At 65.4% G+C, this 16455-nt stretch carries 10 protein-coding genes; 6 read left to right on the top strand and 4 right to left on the bottom strand.

Annotated features, from left to right (window positions below):
* The first annotated feature begins 8 nt into the window (after window positions 1–8).
* Both EV674_RS08725 and EV674_RS08720 read left to right on the top strand, forming a co-directional pair.
* Complete coding sequence (locus EV674_RS08725; protein ID WP_119013126.1) at window positions 9–1328, top strand: TolC family outer membrane protein; 1320 nt, start codon at window positions 9–11, stop codon at window positions 1326–1328.
* A gap of 258 nt (window positions 1329–1586) precedes the next feature.
* On the top strand, window positions 1587–3143 hold the full coding sequence (locus tag EV674_RS08720; protein WP_119013127.1) for a methyl-accepting chemotaxis protein: 1557 nt from the start codon (window positions 1587–1589) through the stop codon (window positions 3141–3143).
* Between the two features lie 19 nt (window positions 3144–3162).
* Here the strand turns inward: EV674_RS08720 and EV674_RS08715 are convergent, their stop codons facing one another.
* From EV674_RS08715 to EV674_RS08705, 3 genes are all read right to left on the bottom strand, one after another.
* Window positions 3163–4740 carry a GGDEF domain-containing protein gene (locus EV674_RS08715; RefSeq protein ID WP_119013128.1) on the bottom strand — a complete coding sequence of 526 codons (1578 nt, stop codon included), beginning with the start codon at window positions 4738–4740 and terminating at the stop codon, window positions 3163–3165.
* Between the two features lie 91 nt (window positions 4741–4831).
* The gene (locus tag EV674_RS08710) at window positions 4832–6214 is read right to left on the bottom strand and encodes a 3-deoxy-D-manno-octulosonic acid transferase (RefSeq protein WP_119013129.1); all 1383 of its coding nucleotides are present in this window, start codon (window positions 6212–6214) and stop codon (window positions 4832–4834) included.
* A gap of 2 nt (window positions 6215–6216) precedes the next feature.
* Window positions 6217–7605: a phosphomannomutase/phosphoglucomutase gene (locus EV674_RS08705; RefSeq protein ID WP_119013130.1), complete on the bottom strand. Its 1389-nt coding sequence runs from the start codon at window positions 7603–7605 to the stop codon at window positions 6217–6219.
* Window positions 7606–7797: 192 nt separating this feature from the next.
* Here EV674_RS08705 and EV674_RS08700 point away from each other — a divergent pair, with 192 nt between their 5' ends.
* Window positions 7798–8316 carry a methylated-DNA--[protein]-cysteine S-methyltransferase gene (locus EV674_RS08700; RefSeq protein WP_119013181.1) on the top strand — a complete coding sequence of 173 codons (519 nt, stop codon included), beginning with the start codon at window positions 7798–7800 and terminating at the stop codon, window positions 8314–8316.
* A gap of 94 nt (window positions 8317–8410) precedes the next feature.
* Window positions 8411–11410 (top strand): sensor domain-containing protein, encoded by a 3000-nt coding sequence (locus tag EV674_RS08695; protein WP_241524926.1) that lies wholly within the window; start codon window positions 8411–8413, stop codon window positions 11408–11410.
* A 67-nt stretch (window positions 11411–11477) separates the two neighbouring features.
* Here the strand turns inward: EV674_RS08695 and EV674_RS08690 are convergent, their stop codons facing one another.
* Complete coding sequence (locus EV674_RS08690) at window positions 11478–13373, bottom strand: propionate--CoA ligase (protein WP_119013132.1); 1896 nt, start codon at window positions 13371–13373, stop codon at window positions 11478–11480.
* Window positions 13374–13525: 152 nt separating this feature from the next.
* On the opposite strand from EV674_RS08690, the gene EV674_RS08685 reads away from it, so the two are divergent.
* Both EV674_RS08685 and EV674_RS08680 read left to right on the top strand, forming a co-directional pair.
* Window positions 13526–14722 carry an alpha/beta hydrolase family protein gene (locus EV674_RS08685; RefSeq protein ID WP_119013133.1) on the top strand — a complete coding sequence of 399 codons (1197 nt, stop codon included), beginning with the start codon at window positions 13526–13528 and terminating at the stop codon, window positions 14720–14722.
* A 108-nt stretch (window positions 14723–14830) separates the two neighbouring features.
* Window positions 14831–16192, top strand: a complete 1362-nt coding sequence (locus EV674_RS08680; protein WP_119013134.1) for a Fic family protein — start codon at window positions 14831–14833, stop codon at window positions 16190–16192.
* Window positions 16193–16455 lie beyond the last annotated feature (263 nt).

Below are 16455 nucleotides of genomic sequence, written 5' to 3'. Positions count from 1 at the left end.
ACACTGCCATGCACCTGCTGAGGCTTCTTCCCCTGGCGCTGGGCGCCGCTCTCGCTGTTCCTGCCCAGGCCCAGAGCCTGATGGCACTGGTCGAGTCCGCGCGCAGCTACGACGCGCCCTGGCAATCGGCCAAAGCCCAGTTGGATGCCGCCACCAGCCGCGCCGATCAGGCACGCGCGGGCCTGCTGCCCAGCGCGGCTTTGTCGGCGGGGCTGTCGCGCGCCAACACCAGCATCAGCGCGCCCACCGCCGACCGCAGCCTGACCACGCAAACCGTGGGCATCAACGCCACCCAGCCGCTGTACCGTCCGGCCAACCGCATCACGCTGCAACAAGGGCTGCGGGGCGTGGACGTAGCGCAGGCGCAGCTCGATGGCGTCACGCAAGACCTGCTGGTGCGCGTCAGCCAGGGCTACTTTGATGTGCTGGCAGCACAAGACACGCTGGCCTTTGTGCAGGCGCAAAAAGCCGCCGTATCCGAACAACTGGCGGCAGCCAAGCGCAACTTTGAAGTTGGCACCTCCACTGTCACCGATTCGCGTGAGGCCCAGGCCCGCTACGACTTGGTCGTGGCCCAGGAAATCGCCGCCGACAACGATCTGCGGGTGAAAAAACTCGCCCTCGACCAATTGGTAGGCCGCACCGGCACCCAACCCCTGCCGCTGGCCCAGCCGCTCCAGCTGCCCACCGTGCAGCCGGGTGACGTGGCCACCTGGGTGCAACAGGCGCAAGATGCTCAACCGCTGGTGCGCCAGGCCAGCATTGCGCTGGACGTGGCCCAACTGGAAACGAAAAAAGCCCAGACCGGCCACCTGCCCACGGTCGATCTGCAAGCGGGCTACAACATCCAGCGCTCGCCCAACGGCACCGTGAGTGCGCCAGGCATCAACTCGCGCACCAACAGCGCCAGCGTGGGCGTGGCCTTGAACGTGCCGCTGTTTGCGGGTTTTGCGGTGCAAAACCGCATCAAGGAAACCCTGGCGCTGGAAGAAAAAGCCCGTGCCGATCTGGAGAACCTGCGCCGCACCGTGGCGCAATCCACCCGTGCCGCCTTTTATGGCGTGCAGTCCGGCCAAGGCCAGGTCAAAGCGCTGGAAGCCGCCGAAGCCTCCAGCCAGAGCGCGCTGGAAGCCAACCAGCTGGGCTACCAGGTGGGCGTGCGCATCAACATCGATGTGCTCAACGCCCAAAGCCAGCTCTACCAAACCAAGCGCGATCTGGCCCAGGCGCGTTACAACGTGCTGCTGGGAACGCTCAAACTGCGCCAGGCCGCTGGCACCCTGCAAGAAGCCGACGTGCAGGCCATTGACGCACTGCTCGCCAAGTAACCCATTTGCCCACCACCCTGCGGGCGCCCCTGTTGCGCCACGCCTGACTTGACGGCTTGCCCCCCGTCCTCACCACACTGCGCCGCATCGCACTCCTTGCCCAAGCCACCGCCCGGGCAAGGAGTTTTTTGGTGGTGCCGCACGTTGGCGGGGTCTGGAAGCCAGCGCCTTTGCAGTCGTCGCACGACACCGGGGAAACCTGGGCTGGATGTACCCCATCCACGCCCCTCACACTGCTCCAAGAAAGCCTCTTCCTCCATGCAATCGACTTTTCTGGGTGGCCTGTCGGGCCGCCTGTACCTTCTGGCCCTGGCACTGTCTATCGCCCTGGCCGCCCTGGCTGGCGTGGCCTACACCCAACTCCACCAGGTCAGCGAACTGGCGCACCGCACTGAAGACATGCGCGTGCCCCAGCTCTCCCACATCGGCCTGCTGGAGCTGAGCGTCACCCGCGTATCGCTGCAACTGCGCCACGCCATGCTGGCGCGCAACCACCAGGAACGCCAGGCAGCGCTCGATGACATCAGCGCCAAACGCAAGCTGATAGCCGAGCTGATGGCCACCTACGAAAAATCCTTGCAAACGCCTGCCGCCCAAAAGCGCTTTGCCCAGCTCCTGCCCCTCATGGCCGCGTTCTGGCAGCATGGCGATGCCAACATCGCGCTGCTGGGCGCTGATGACCCGGGCGCGGCATTTGCCTACCTGGTGGACAAAACCATTCCGGTGCGCAACCAAGTGCTGACCGTGCTGCACGACACACTGGAGCACCAGCAAACAGCCTTGTCGCAAGACATTGCGGATATCCACCAACTCACCCAAAGCACCCTGCAATGGCTGATGGCACTGGCGCTGGCCATCGTGGCCGGGCTGGTCTTTTTTACCCACCACCTGGGTGGCACCTTGCGCCGGCGCGTGGCCACGGCCCAGACAGTGGCAGAGCGGGTGCGCGATGGCGACCTCACCGTGGCGCTGAACGACCCGGTGCGCGATGAGTTTTCTCCACTGCTCATGGCGCTGCAAGACATGCAAACCTCGCTCTCCAGCGTGGTGGGCGGTGTGCGTGACAGCGCCCAGTCGGTGGCCTTGTCCAGCGCTGAAATTGCCCAGGGCAACGGCGACCTCTCCAGCCGCACCGAGCAACAGGCCAGCGCACTGGAGCAAACCGCAGCCTCCATGCAAGAGCTGGGCGACACCGTGGGCCAGAACGCCGACAACGCCCGCCAAGCCAACCAGTTGGCCATGCAGGCATCCAGCGTGGCCGAATACGGTGGCCAGGTGGTCACGCAGGTGGTGGACACCATGCAGGGCATCAACGCCAGCAGCCGCAAAATTGCCGACATCATCGGCGTGATTGACGGTATCGCTTTTCAGACCAACATCCTGGCGCTCAACGCTGCTGTCGAGGCCGCGCGTGCCGGTGAACAAGGCCGTGGCTTTGCCGTAGTGGCCTCCGAAGTGCGCAGCCTGGCCGGGCGCAGCGCTGCAGCGGCCCGCGAAATCAAAAACCTCATCAGCGACAGCGTGGCGCGCGTGGAGCATGGCTCTGCACTGGCAGACCAGGCGGGCGAAACCATGACCGATGTGGTGTCCGCCATCCGCCGCGTGACCGACATCATGGGCAAAATCAGCAGCGCCAGCCAGGAGCAATCGCAGGGCGTGGCCCAGGTGGGCGAAGCAGTTACCCACATGGACCGAACCACCCAGCAAAACGCTGCCCTGGTCGAAGAAATGGCCGCGTCGGCCCAAGGCCTGAATCAGCAGGCGCAAGAGCTGGTGCGCGCAGTGGCGGTGTTCCAGCTCGCGCTGCCGGGCTGACCGCGCCAGGGCCTGCCGCTCAGTCAGTGGCCCGGGGGGCTACCACCACCCGGTTGCGGCCCGTGTGCTTGGCCTCGTACAGCGCGGCATCAGCGGCCTTGAGCACGGCGGCCATGTCGCTGCCGTGCTGTGGCCAGTGGGCCACCCCCAAAGAGACAGTGATATGCCCCACAGGGGCCATGGCGGTGTTCTGCACCTGCGCACGCAGGCGCTGCGCCACCTGCTCGGCCACCTCCAGGCGGGCCTCTGGCAACAGCATCAGAAACTCTTCACCGCCCACCCGGCACAGCACATCACCACCGCGTGAGTTGTCACGCATCAACTGGGCCAGGCGCTTGAGCACCTGGTCTCCGGCGCTGTGGCCATGGCCGTCGTTGACGCGCTTGAAATGGTCAATGTCCATCGCCACCACCGCCACCGGGGTTTGCGCCGCCTGCCACACCGACAATGCCAGCTCCATGCCGCGCCGGTTGCTCAGGCCCGTCAGGGGATCGGTTTGCACATCCTGGTGCAGCTTGCCGATTTTCTGGTGCAGCAGGTTCACCCCCACCAACATGGCGCGCTTGAGTTCCGAGGTTTCAAAATACCAGGATCGGATCTTGAGAATGCTCTCTGCGGTGGTCGATTTGTCCATGTAGCGCGCGCCATCGGCCAGCTGCCACAAGGGGCGCGCAATCAGCCGCGACAGCCACCCCACCAGGCCCAGCAGCACCACCACCAGGGGCAGGCTTTTGTAGAACACGCTTTGCATCAAGTCGTCCAACGCTGCCAGTGCGGCATGCGTGGGCCGCTGGGCCACGATGCCCCAGGCGGTGGAAGGCACATAGGCATAACCGGCCAGCATGTCGATGTCCTGGCTGTTTTTCAGCTGCATGGCACCACTTTTGCCCTGCAAAACGGCATCAATGACCAGGTTTTTGTCTATCTGCACACCCACCCGGTGAATGTCCGGGTGGTAGATCAGCCGCCGACTCTGGTCCACGGCATACAGGTAAGAACCATCGCTGTGGTAGTGCGCGCCCAGCAAGTTGTGCAGGATGCTTTTTTGTTTGAGGTAAATGGTGCCGCCCACATAGCCCAGGTAGCGGCCCGCACGGTCTGTGACCGGGTGGGAGATAAACACCAGCAAATTGCCCGCTACCGAGACATACGGCTCGCTGACCAACGCACGCTTCTCACGCAGGGCCTCGACAGCACCTGGCGTATCCAGGCGCCGCCCCTGGATTTGCAGGGCCTCGGGTGAAGTGGCCCGCACCCGGCCTTGGGCATCGACCATGACCACGGAGTTGAAGGTGTCCGTTTGCAAGCGCAAACGATCGACTTCGGCCAACAACATCCCCCCCTGGTCAAAGCGCTGGCCCACCACGCCCGCGCTGTAGGCCAGTTGCTGCTGGGCTGCACGCAGAAAGTCATCTACCGAATCGGCCAGCTTTTGCGCGTAGGCACGGTTGCTCTCCAGGGCGCTGTCTATCAGTTGCTGGCGCTGGACGGCGTGGCTCGCATAAAACCCGTTCACCAAGGTGACGATGGCGCTGAAGGTGGCCAAAAGCAATATCAGGCGGCGCAAATCCACCCGAAACAAAGAAGCAGAAGACATGAAAAAAAGTGACCGAGTAACGCCCCCATGGTGCAGCAGGGCGGAATTCTGACATTTCGATGAAAAACCCCCGCCCCACGCGGGCCTGGCCTTACCCCAAGGCCATGGGATCGCGGCACAGCAAAGCGGCCACTGCCTGCGCCGTGGCCTGCGCGGCGCCCCGGTGGGCCTGGGCAAATTGCGCAGCGGCATCTTGGGCCTGGGCCAAGGCAGTGGCGTTGTGTGCCAGTGCAGTGGCCACCTGCATGGCCTGCGCCATATCGGGCATGCGCTGCGCGGCGCCAGCGGCGCAGGCCAGCTCGGCAGCCTGGGCAAAGTTGAAGGTGTACGGCCCCAGCACCACGGGGCAAGTGCAGGCAGCGGCCTCGATCAGGTTTTGCCCGCCCAGCGGCGCAAAACTGCCGCCCAGCAAGGCCACGTCGGCCAGGCCGTAGTACAGGGCCATCTCGCCCAGGGTGTCGCCCAACAGCACATCGGCCTGGGCGTCGGGGCCATCGGCCCACTGGCTGCGGCGCGCCACGCGCAGGCCCGCGCGCTCCAGCAGCTGGGCTACCTCGTCAAAGCGCTGGGGGTGGCGCGGCACGATCAACCACTGCACGCTGGCGTTTGCTGCGGTATCCTGCGCCCCATTTGCTTCATTATTGATAGCTGGTAGCGCCCTATGCGCCTGCTCTGGAGGCCGATTTGGCTTGAAATTTTCCAGCCACATGGCCTCCTCGCCCTCGCGGCTGCTGGCCAGCAACACCACGGGGCGCGGCAGCGGTGCGCGCCAGGCACGGCCCTGGGCCAGCTGGGCGGCGTCGGGCACCACGTCGAACTTGAGGTTGCCGAACACGCCCTGCACCGGCGCCCCCAGACTGCGCAGGCGCTGGGCATCGGCCTCGGTTTGCGCCCACACCGCCGCCAAGGCGGCGTAGGCCGGGCGCGCCAGCCAGGCCATGCGCTGGGCTTGGTGCAGGGATTTATCGTTCAGCCGGGCGTTGGCCAGCACCAGCGGCACACCCTGCGCGCGGCAGGCAGCTATCAGATTGGGCCAGACCTCGGTTTCCATCAGGATGCCGATGGCGGGCCGCAAGTGGCGCAGAAACCGTGCCACCGCGCCGGGCGTGTCCCACGGCTGCCAGACCTGCACATCACCGGGCTGCAACAGCTTTTCGCCCTCGGCGCGGCCCGTGGCGGTGCCGTGGGTGAGCAGCAGGCGCATGCCCGGCAGTTGCTGGCGCAGCGCGCCCAGCAAGATGGCGGCAGCACGCGTTTCGCCCAGCGAGACGGCGTGTATCCAAACCAAAGGCCCAGCAGGCGCGGGGTGGCCACCCACTGGCACATCGCCGTAGTGGCCAAAACGCTCGGCCACGCGCAGGCCGTAGCCGGGCTCGGCCAGGGCGCGGCGGCGCAGCTTGCGGCGCAGCAGTGGCTGGGCCGCCCAGGTCAGGGCCGAATACAGCCCCAGGGCAAGGCGCGATAGGGGCGACACATTCAGTGCGCCGCGCTGCCCACCTGGGCGCCGGGTTTGACGCGGTGCAGCAGCGCCAGCATGGCCGCCTCGATGCGTGCCAGCGCCTCGGGCGTCTGGCCCTCAAAGCGCAGCACCAGCACGGGCGTGGTGTTGCTGGCGCGGATCAGGCCGAAGCCATCGGGCCAGTCCACGCGCAGGCCGTCGATGGTGCTGATCTGCGCCGGGGCGGCAAAGGTGTCGGCAGCCAACGCCTGCAATTGCGCGGTCAGCTGGTGCGGCTCGCCCTCGGCGCAAGCCACGTTCAGCTCGGGCGTGGAAAAGCTGGTCGGCAGGCCGTTGAGCACGGCGCTGGGGTCGCTGCTGCGGCTGAGGATTTCCAGCAAACGGCAACCCGCATAGGTGCCATCGTCAAAGCCGAACCAGCGCTCTTTGAAAAAGATGTGGCCGCTCATCTCGCCGCCCAGGGGCGAGTCCAGCTCTTTCATGCGCGCCTTGATGAGCGAGTGGCCGGTTTTGTACATCACCGGCACGCCGCCCGCTGCGGCAATGGCGGGCGCCAAACGCTGCGTGCATTTCACGTCGAACAGGATGTGGCCGCCGGGCACGCGCGAGAGCACGTCTTGCGCAAACAGCATCATCTGCCGGTCAGGAAAGATGTTGCTGCCGTCTTTGGTGACGATGCCCAGCCGGTCGCCATCGCCGTCAAAGGCCAGGCCCAGCTCGGCATCGCTGGCCTGCAAGGCGGCGATGAGGTCGCGCAGGTTTTCCGGCTTGCTGGGGTCGGGGTGGTGGTTGGGGAAGTTGCCGTCCACCTCCGAGAACAGCTCGACGACTTCGCAGCCCAGCGCGCGGAAAATGGCCGGTGCCGAGGCGCCCGCAATGCCGTTGCCGCAATCGACCACGATTTTCAGAGGCCGCGCCAGCTTCACGTCGCTGGTGATGCGCTGGGTGTAGGCGGCCAGCACGTCCACGCTGCGCACGCTGCCCCCGGCTTGCAGCTGCCAGCTCTCGTCCTGCATGGTTTGGCGCAGCTGTTGGATGTCGTCGCCGTAAATGGCGCGGCCACCCAACACCATCTTGAAGCCGTTGTAGTCTTTGGGGTTGTGGCTGCCGGTGACCTGGATGCCGCTGGCGCACAGGGTGCTGGCCGCAAAATACAGCAGCGGCGTGGTGACCAGGCCCACATCGATCACGGCGATGCCCGCATCCACCAGCCCGGCAATCAATGCGGCGCTCAGTGCAGGCCCGGACAGGCGGCCATCGCGCCCCACGGCCACCGTGGTCTGGCCCTGGGCGCGGGCCACGGTGCCAAAAGCGCGGCCCAGGCCCCGGGCCACGGCCTCGTCCAGGGTGGACGGCACAATGCCACGGATGTCATAGGCTTTGAAGATGGAAGGAGAGAGCTGCACGGCGTCACACTTTCACAGAAGCGGGTGGGGGAAGAAAAAACCGGCTGCATTGTAGGTGCGCGCTGCCATAACCGGCCCTGCCCGCATCCTGCCACAGCCAGGTTTCCGGGGTTTTGAAAACTATCAAATTCATAGCTGCTTGCGCTTGTTCTACGTGGCCTTGAGGCCAAAAACACTCTACACTTTTACACCATGCAATTTCACACCACGACAGTTCAAAAACGCTGCATCACAGCGCTGGGGGGCGTGCGCCTGGCAGCATCGCCACAGGGCTTGTCGGGCCTGTGGTTTGAGGGCCAGCGCCACTGGCCCGCACAGCTCGATGGCGCACAGGCCTGGCCGCATGACGAAGACAACGGCCTGCTGTGCGCTGCCGCCCAGCAGTTGCAGCAGTACCTGGACGGCCAGCGCCTTCACTTTGACGTGCCCCTGGACTACAGCGGTGGCACGCCGTTCCAGCAAAGCGTGTGGCAAGCCCTGCTGGGCATTGCGCCCGGCAGCACCACCAGCTATGGCGCCCTGGCGCAGCAGCTGGGGCGACCCAGCGCCGTGCGGGCCGTGGCCAGTGCGGTGGGGCGCAACCCCTTGAGCATCGTGGTGCCCTGCCACCGCGTGCTGGGGCGCGATGGTAGCCTCACGGGATACGCTGGTGGTCTGGCGCGCAAAACCGCCTTGTTGCAGCGCGAGGGAGCATGGCCTCCAGGCGCCTGATGCGCGTTTGTCAACCGGGTTAATCCGGGTTGGTGGGGCACCGTGCAGGCCAGCCATAGGGCCTGATACTGCACGCCAGCAAAAAACAGAATGGATGAATGTGACAAATTTGCAGCTGGTGCTGGCCTGCGCCACCGTCTTGGCACTGCTGGGCGCCCTGCTGTGGGCGCTGGTGCGCGTGCGCACCTTCAACACCTTGCAGGCAGAACACCAGGCCCTGCGCCAGCGCGAGCAAGAGCTGATCAGTGCCATCCGCGCCTCTGGCGGTGGCCAGTGGGAGTGGGACGTGCGCAACCGCCAGCTCTCGTTCCACGGCCACTTCTATGCCCAGTTCGGGCTCTTCGAGATACCCCCGGAAAAACGCACCGCCTACTGGACCAGCCTGCGCCATCCCGATGACGCCGCCCGCCTGGCCGACCCCTTGCGCCAGGCCATGGACGGTGAAGTCCACACCTACGAAGCCGAACTGCGGGTGCGCGACAAAAACGGCCAATGGCGCTGGGTGCTCTCGCGCGGCAGCGTGACCCAACACGGCGCCGACGGCAAGCCCCTGCGCATGGTCGGCATGAGCCTGGACGTGACCGCCCGCCGCGCCACCGAGCAGGCCCTGCGCACCTCCGAGGCCAAGTACAACACCATCTACCAGGCGCTGCCCGACCCGGCAGGCATCTCGCGCGTGGCCGATGGGCGCTACATCGAAGTCAACCCCGCGTTCTGCCAACTGCTGGGGCGGCCGCGCGAAGACGTGGTGGGCCGCACCTCCGCAGAGCTCAACATCTGGGCCACCGAGCACGAGCGCACGCGCCTGCTGGAAACCTTTGCGCGCGATGGCCAGGTGGACAAACTGAACCTGGTGGCACGCAAGCTCGACGGTACGCGCGTGCCCGGCCTCATGTCGGCCTACCCGGTACAGATTGACGGCGAAGAATGCTTTGTCTTCGTCTTTCACGACATCACCCAGGAACAGCACGCGCGCGATGCCCTGCAAGCCAGCAACAGCCTGCTGCAGCAGGCAGGGCGCCTGGCCCGCCTGGGTGTGTGGGAAGACATGCCCGCACGCGGCCCGGTGTACTGGTCAGACGTGTGCTACGACATCCACGGCCTGCCCCCGGGCAGCCCACTGCCCCAGGACTACGTGCAGCGCCACGTGGCCCCGGCCTGGCACGACACCTTCCGCAACGCACTGCGCCGGTGCATCCGCGAGCGCGTGGAGTGGAGCCTGGAGATTGAGATCGTGCGCGCCGATGGCCGCCTGGTCTGGATGCGCTCGCTGGGCGAACCCGTCATTGAGAATGGCCGCGTCGTGCGCATTCGCGGCGTGATGCAGGACATCGACGCCTCCAAGCGCGCCGAAGCCCTGGTGCGCGAGCGCGAAGCCCTGCTCTCGCTGACCATGACCGCCGCATCGCTGGGCCGCTGGGACTGGGACTTGCCCGCAGGCACCCTGCAAGGCGATGCCCACTGGCAGCACCTGCGCGGCCTGCAACCGGGCGACGAAAGCGCCGCCCGCCCCCAGCCTTGGCAAGACTGCGTGGTGCCTGAAGACGCCGCCAAAATCACCCGCGAACTGGAGCGCCACACCGCCCAGCCCGACACCCACTTCGATGCCACCTGGCGCATCCCGCTGCCCCATGGTGGCCAGCGCTGGCTGCGCAACCTGGGCAAAACCGTGGCCCACGATGCCAGCGGCGCCCCGCTGCGCATGCTGGGCGTATCCATCGACGTGACCCAGCAGCGCGAACAAGAGCAGCAATTGCAGCGCCTGGCCCACCACGACGCCCTCACTGGCCTGCCCAACCGCGTGCTGCTGGCGCGCAAGCTCACCGAAGCCATGGCCCAGGCGCGGGTGCAAGGCAGCTTGCTGGGCGTGGCCTACCTGGATCTGGACGGCTTCAAGCCCGTCAACGACCGCCACGGCCACGACGCGGGCGACCGCCTGCTGGTCATGGCCGCAGGCCGCCTGACCCGCGCCCTGCGCGCCACCGACTGCGTGGCCCGCCTGGGCGGCGACGAGTTCGTGATCCTGCTGCCCGGCCTGCATGGCGCCACCGATTGCGAAAAAGCGCTGCGCCAGGTCATGGCCAGCATTGCCGCCCCCTACGCCCTGGGCAACGACTGCGTGAGCGTGACGGCCAGCATCGGCTACACCCTGTTCCCGCAAGACGACGCCGACGCCGATGCCCTGGTGCGCCACGCCGACCAGGCCATGTACGCCGCCAAGCAGGCCGGGCGCAACCGCTACCACCAGTTCGACAGCGCCTCCGAGCGCGCCGCACAGCAGGTGCAGGCCGACACCGCGCGCGTGCAGGCAGCGCTGCAAGGCGGCCAGTTCATGCTGTATTTGCAGCCCAAGGTGGACATGCGCCTGGGCACCGTGGTGGGCGCCGAAGCCCTGGCACGCTGGCAGCACCCCGAGCAAGGTGTGCTCTCGCCCGCCGCGTTCTTGCCGCTGATCGAGGGCACAGCCCTGGAAATCGCTTTTGGCACCTGGGTGGTCGATACCGCCCTGGAGATGGCGCAAACCCTGCACGCCCAGGGCCTGAACCTGACGATCAGCGTCAACATCACGGCGCCGCACCTGCAACAAACTGACTTTGCCCCCTGGATGGCCAGCCGCCTGGCGCGCTACCCGCAACTGCCCCGGAGCAGCCTGAAGATAGAAATCACCGAGACGGCCGCCCTCTACAACCTCGCCCCGGTGGCGCAAACCCTGCTGCAACTGCGCGAAATCGGCGTCAACACCGCGCTGGACGACTTTGGCACCGGCTACTCGTCACTGACCTACCTGCGCCGCCTGCCGCTGGACACCCTCAAAATCGACCAGAGCTTTGTGCGCGGCATGATGGGCGATGCGGGCGACCTGGCCATCGTGCAGGGGGTGATCGGGCTGGCGCACTCGTTTGGCTACCACGTCATTGCCGAGGGCGTGGAAACCGTGCCCCAGGGCAGCATGTTGCTGGAGCTGGGCTGCCGCCTGGCCCAGGGCTACTGCATCGCACGGCCCATGCCGCTGCAAGACTTCATCGCCTGGGCGCCGCACTGGCAGGCGCCAGCGCCGTGGCGATGCAGCCCAGATTCGCAGGTCACGATTTAACAATAAAAAAGCTGCCAGCGCTTACCCAGTAAGCGCTGGCAGCTCTCATTTCAAGAGCAGATTCAGGTCATTGGCCGACCATGTCACGCACCTGTTGCAGCACGGCGGGGTCTTCCATGGTGGTCAGATCGCCCGGATCGCGCTTTTCTGCCACGGCTTGCAGGGCGCGGCGCAGCAGCTTGCCGCTGCGCGTTTTGGGCAGCAGCGCGACAAAGTACACACGCGATGGCCGGGCCACGGCGCCCAGTTGCGCATCCACCTGCTTCATCACCTCGGCCTCCAGGGCGGCGCGGTCGGCATCGCTGTTGAGGCTGCTGGCATCGCGTGGCACGGCAAAGGCCAGCGCCACCTGGCCCTTGAGGTTGTCGGCCACGCCCACCACGGCCACTTCGGCCACGTTGGGGTGGGCCGAGATGCACTCTTCGATCTCGCGCGTGCCCAGGCGGTGGCCGGCCACGTTGATCACGTCATCGGTGCGGCCCAGGATGAAGTAGTAGCCATCGGCATCGCGGATGCCCCAGTCAAAGGTGCTGTAGACCAGGCGACCCGGAATGCTCTTCCAGTAGGTGTTGACAAAGCGGTCGTCGTCGCGCCAGACGGTTTGCATGCAGCCGGGGGGCAGCGGGCCTTCGATGGCCACCACGCCCTTTTGGTTGGGCGCCGTGAGTTCTTCGCCTGTCGCCTCGTCAATCAGCTTGACGTTGTAGCCATACACCGCCTTGCCGGGGCTGCCAAAACGGGTGGCTTGCTGCTCGACGCCGTTGGCCAGCGTGAGGATGGGCCAGCCGGTTTCGGTCTGCCAGTAGTTGTCGATGATGGGCACGTTGAGTGAGCCGCTGATCCACTGCGCGGTGGGTTCGTCCAGCGGCTCTCCGGCCAGCCACAGCGCCTTGAGGCTGGAGACGTTGTATTTGGCCAGATACGCCGGGTCTTGCTTTTTCAGCACACGCACCGCTGTGGGCGCCGAGAACATGTGCGTGACCTGGTACTTTTCGACAATGCTCCACCAGATGCCCGCGTCGGGGCGGGTGGGCAGGCCCTCGTACATGATGGTGGTCATGCCCGCAATGAGCGGGCCATAAATGATGTAGCTGTGGCCCACCACCCAGCCGATATCGCTGGTGGCAAAGAAGGTCTGGCCCGCCTTGCCATCAAAGATGTGCTTCATGCTGGCCGCCAGCGCCACGGTGTAGCCGCCGGTGTCGCGCTGCACGCCCTTGGGTTTGCCGGTGGTGCCGCTGGTGTAGAGGGTATAGCTGGGCTCGGTCGATTCCAGCCATTCGCAGGGCACCTGCGTATCCAAGTGCAGCGTGCGCAGGGCCGACCAGTCGTGGTCGCGCCCGGCTTGCAGCGGCATGGGCGCCAGGCCCCGGTTGACCATCAGCACCGCCTGGGGCTTGTGCTTGGACAGGGCAATGGCCTCGTCCAGCAGCGGCTTGTAGGGCACGACCTTGCCGCCGCGCGAACCGGCATCGGCACTGACCACGGCCACCGGCTCGGCATCTTCAATGCGCGTGGCCAGCGAACCAGCCGCAAAGCCGCCAAACACCACCGAATGCAGCGCACCAATGCGCACACAGGCCAGCATGGCAAAGGCGGCCTCGGCAATCATGGGCATGTAGATCAGGACACGGTCGCCCTTCTTCACACCCAGCGCTTGCAGGCTGGCGGCCATGCGCTGCACCTCGGCGTGCAGCTCGGCAAAGCTGTAGCTGCGTTCGGTGTTGGTTTCGGTGGAAATGGCTACCAGCGCCGCCTGGTCGGCGCGCTCGGCCAGGTGGCGATCGACGGCGTTGTGGCACAGGTTGGTGGTGCCGCCCACAAACCAGCGCGCAAACGGCGGGTTGCTGTAGTCGCAAATCTGCTGCGGCGGCGTTTGCCAGTCAATCAGGCGGGCCTGTTCGGCCCAGAAGGCATCGCGCTCGGTAATGGAACGTTGGTGAAAGTCGGCGTAGCTGGTCATGCAATGTCTCCGGGTTGCGCACACAGGTTTCAGCAATTTTTGAATTCATAATTATTCAGCCTGCGCTTGCGGGAACCTGACGCCCCACCGGCACAGCCTTCCGTCCAGGCCGAACAAATTAGAATCTGACCCCATTTTTGAGACGATTTCCTATGCAAACTGCTTTTCTTCGCTGGCCCCGTGTGGCCGCCACCTGGGTTCTGGTTGCGGCGCTGGCCGCTTGCGGCGGTGGCGATGGCGAAGACCCCGGGCCTGAGCAGCCCGTGTTGCCGGTCAACCCGGCGGGCGCGGGACAATTGCAAAGCGCCACATTGCTGGGCTCCATCGCGGCCACCGACATCGCCCAGGCCCTGCAAGCGCAGGATTCGCGCATCCCCGACCTGGTGCCGCGCTACGACGTGCTGGCCTACCGGCTTGAATACACCACCTCCGATGTGAATGGCCAACCCATCCGTGCCTCGGGGCTGGTGGGCGTGCCCGCCAAGGCAGCGGGCGCCGCCAGCCCAGTGCTGAGCTACCAGCACGGCACGATTTTTCGGGACAGCGAGGCGCCCAGCAACAACGCCGTGGCCTCGGAGGTGGCGCTGGTGATGGCCTCGGTGGGCTACATCGTGCTGGCGCCCGACTACGTGGGCTACGGCGCCTCCAAGGGCGCGCCCCACCCTTATTTGCTCTCGGGCCCCTCCGCCGCAGCGGTGGTGGATTTTCTGACCGCCGCGCAAACCTGGCGCCGCCAGCAGGGCGTGGCCGACAACGGCCAGCTCTTCATGACCGGCTACTCCGAAGGCGGCTACGTCACCCTGGCCGCGCACCGGGCCTTGCAGTGGGGCAACTCGGCGCACCTGCAAAACCTGCGCCAAGTGGTGGTGGGCGCAGGCCCCTACAACGTGCAGGCCACCATGGATGGCCTGGTGGACGTGGTGCGCCAGGAGAACAAAGTGGTGGGCGCGCTGATCAACCCCGGCTTTTTGCGCCACCTGGGTGGCAGCGCCCAGCGCGAAGTGCGCCGCGCCCTGCTCAAGGCCCTGCTGCCCAACGACGCCGATGTGGTGATTGATGCCACCTTCATCGACAACTTCTTGTCAGACGACGTGGCCAACCTGAACCGCCTGAGCAACGTCCACCAGTGGCGCCCCACCTTGCCGGTGCGCTTCTACCACGGCAAGGACGACCGCACCGTGCCCTACGCCAGCGCAGCCAGCACCGTGCAAGCCATGCAGGCCCAGGGTGCCGGTGATCTGGTCAGCCTGAACGATTGCCCTGCCACCCCGGCAGGCCACCTTGAATGCGTGCCCTCGTTCCTGGACTTCATGCTGCGCCAGCTGGGGGCGCAGGCGCAGGGGCTGTAAAGGCGGCTTCAGCGCCAAAGTGGCGCAGTTTGGCGAACTGCGCCAGAACTGCGCCAAAATAGCGCCAGAAACACCCCAAACAGCGCCAAAAACTGCGCCAACACGGCCATGCCATACACCACAGACTTACTGAGCAGCATCCAGGCATCCCCACATGGATTGACGCTGGCCGAACTCCTGACCGAGCACCCCGGCGTGGCAAGGCGCACGGCACAGCGCCTGGTGGCAAAGCTGCTGGAGAGTGGCCAAATTTATGCGCTGGGTGAAGGCAGAGCCCGCCGTTATTTTGGCGCTGGCACCACCTTGGGCACAGGTGCGGCAGCCAGCCCCACCGACGTATTCCCCCCCTTCATTCCCCTGTCTGCTGACAGCCAGGATATCCTGGCCTATATCAATCAGCCCGCCCCAGCGCGCAAGCCCGTGGGCTACCAACATGAGTTTCTGGATGCCTACCAGCCCAATGCAACCTGGTATTTGTCGCAATCGCTGCGCCGCCAATTGCACAAAATGGGCAGAACCACCGACTTTGGCGCGCCTGCTGGCACCTATAGCCGTGCCATTCTGAACCGATTGCTGATCGATCTATCCTGGGCATCGAGCCACCTGGAAGGCAACACGTACTCCCGGCTCGACACACTTGAACTCATCGAGCACGGCAAGGCGGCCCAAGGCAAAGCCGCCCTTGAAACACAGATGATCCTGAACCACAAGAGGGCCATCGAGCTGCTGGTAGAAAACATCGACAGTGCCCAGTTCAACCGCTACACCTTGATGAACTTGCACAGCGCCCTGGCAGAAAACCTGCTGCCCAACCCCACCGATGAAGGGCGCATTCGCCAGCATGCCGTCGATATTGGCCAAAGCGTTTATCGCCCACTGTCTGCACCGCAGCAGATTGACAACGCACTGGATGCACTGCTGAGCAAAGCCAACCAGATTGGTGACCCGTTCGAGCAGTCTTTTTTCATGATGGTGCACTTGCCCTACTTGCAGCCGTTTGCAGACATCAACAAACGCACCGCGCGCCTGGCCAGCAATTTGCCACTGTTTCGCGCCAACCTCTGTCCGTTGACTTTTCTGGACGTGCCGGAACAGGCTTACAGCCGCGCCACCCTGGGCGTGTATGAAATGACCCGGGTAGAGCTGCTGCGCGACCTTTATGTATGGGCCTATGAACGATCGACGCAGGAATATCTGGCCATCCAGCAAAACCTGGCGGAACCCGATCCGCTGCGCCTGACCTGGCGCGACTTGATCAGACAAACCCTGCGCGAGGTCATCACCCAGCCCGAGCGCGATCCGCTGTCCAGCATTCAGCGCTGCGTAGCCGAGCACGTTCCAGCGGGCGAGCAGCCCGCCGTGCAGGCCCTGATGGTGGAAGAGCTGCGACGGCTGCACGAAGGCGTGCTGGCACGCTATGGTTTGCGGCCATCGGAGTACGCTGCGTGGAAAGCGCAGCATAGGCATTGAAGCGGCCCACTCCTGAAGGCAGCACTGCGCCAGCAGATGCAGAGTGCCCCTCAAAATTGTGAAGAAAAACGGCTCCAGCCCTTGCGCAGCAAGCGCAAGCAGCTACGCTTTTTGAAGCAAATCAAACCCGGCTTTTGCGCCTTGCCAGCCCCGGCACGCCGCGAGGTACCCCATCAGCACCAGATACACCCGCCCCAGCGCGGGGTGGCTGGGCGAGCTTTTTCTGCGCACGAGCAACCACGTACCAATCGCAAAGCCGGAAC

This window comes from Simplicispira metamorpha (assembly GCF_004341365.1).
In the GTDB taxonomy this organism is placed as follows: domain Bacteria; phylum Pseudomonadota; class Gammaproteobacteria; order Burkholderiales; family Burkholderiaceae_C; genus Simplicispira; species Simplicispira metamorpha.
Note: the sequence above shows the minus strand (reverse complement) of the source record. Positions and strands in the feature narration are given on the sequence as shown.

Coding starts and splice junctions, on each gene's coding strand:
- EV674_RS08725 (WP_119013126.1), top strand. CDS start 9: ATGCACCTGCTGAGGCTTCTTCCCCTGGCGCTGGGCGCCGCTCTCGCT.
- EV674_RS08720 (WP_119013127.1), top strand. CDS start 1,587: ATGCAATCGACTTTTCTGGGTGGCCTGTCGGGCCGCCTGTACCTTCTG.
- EV674_RS08715 (WP_119013128.1), bottom strand. CDS start 4,740: ATGTCTTCTGCTTCTTTGTTTCGGGTGGATTTGCGCCGCCTGATATTG.
- EV674_RS08700 (WP_119013181.1), top strand. CDS start 7,798: ATGCAATTTCACACCACGACAGTTCAAAAACGCTGCATCACAGCGCTG.
- EV674_RS08695 (WP_241524926.1), top strand. CDS start 8,411: ATGAATGTGACAAATTTGCAGCTGGTGCTGGCCTGCGCCACCGTCTTG.
- EV674_RS08690 (WP_119013132.1), bottom strand. CDS start 13,373: ATGACCAGCTACGCCGACTTTCACCAACGTTCCATTACCGAGCGCGAT.
- EV674_RS08685 (WP_119013133.1), top strand. CDS start 13,526: ATGCAAACTGCTTTTCTTCGCTGGCCCCGTGTGGCCGCCACCTGGGTT.
- EV674_RS08680 (WP_119013134.1), top strand. CDS start 14,831: ATGCCATACACCACAGACTTACTGAGCAGCATCCAGGCATCCCCACAT.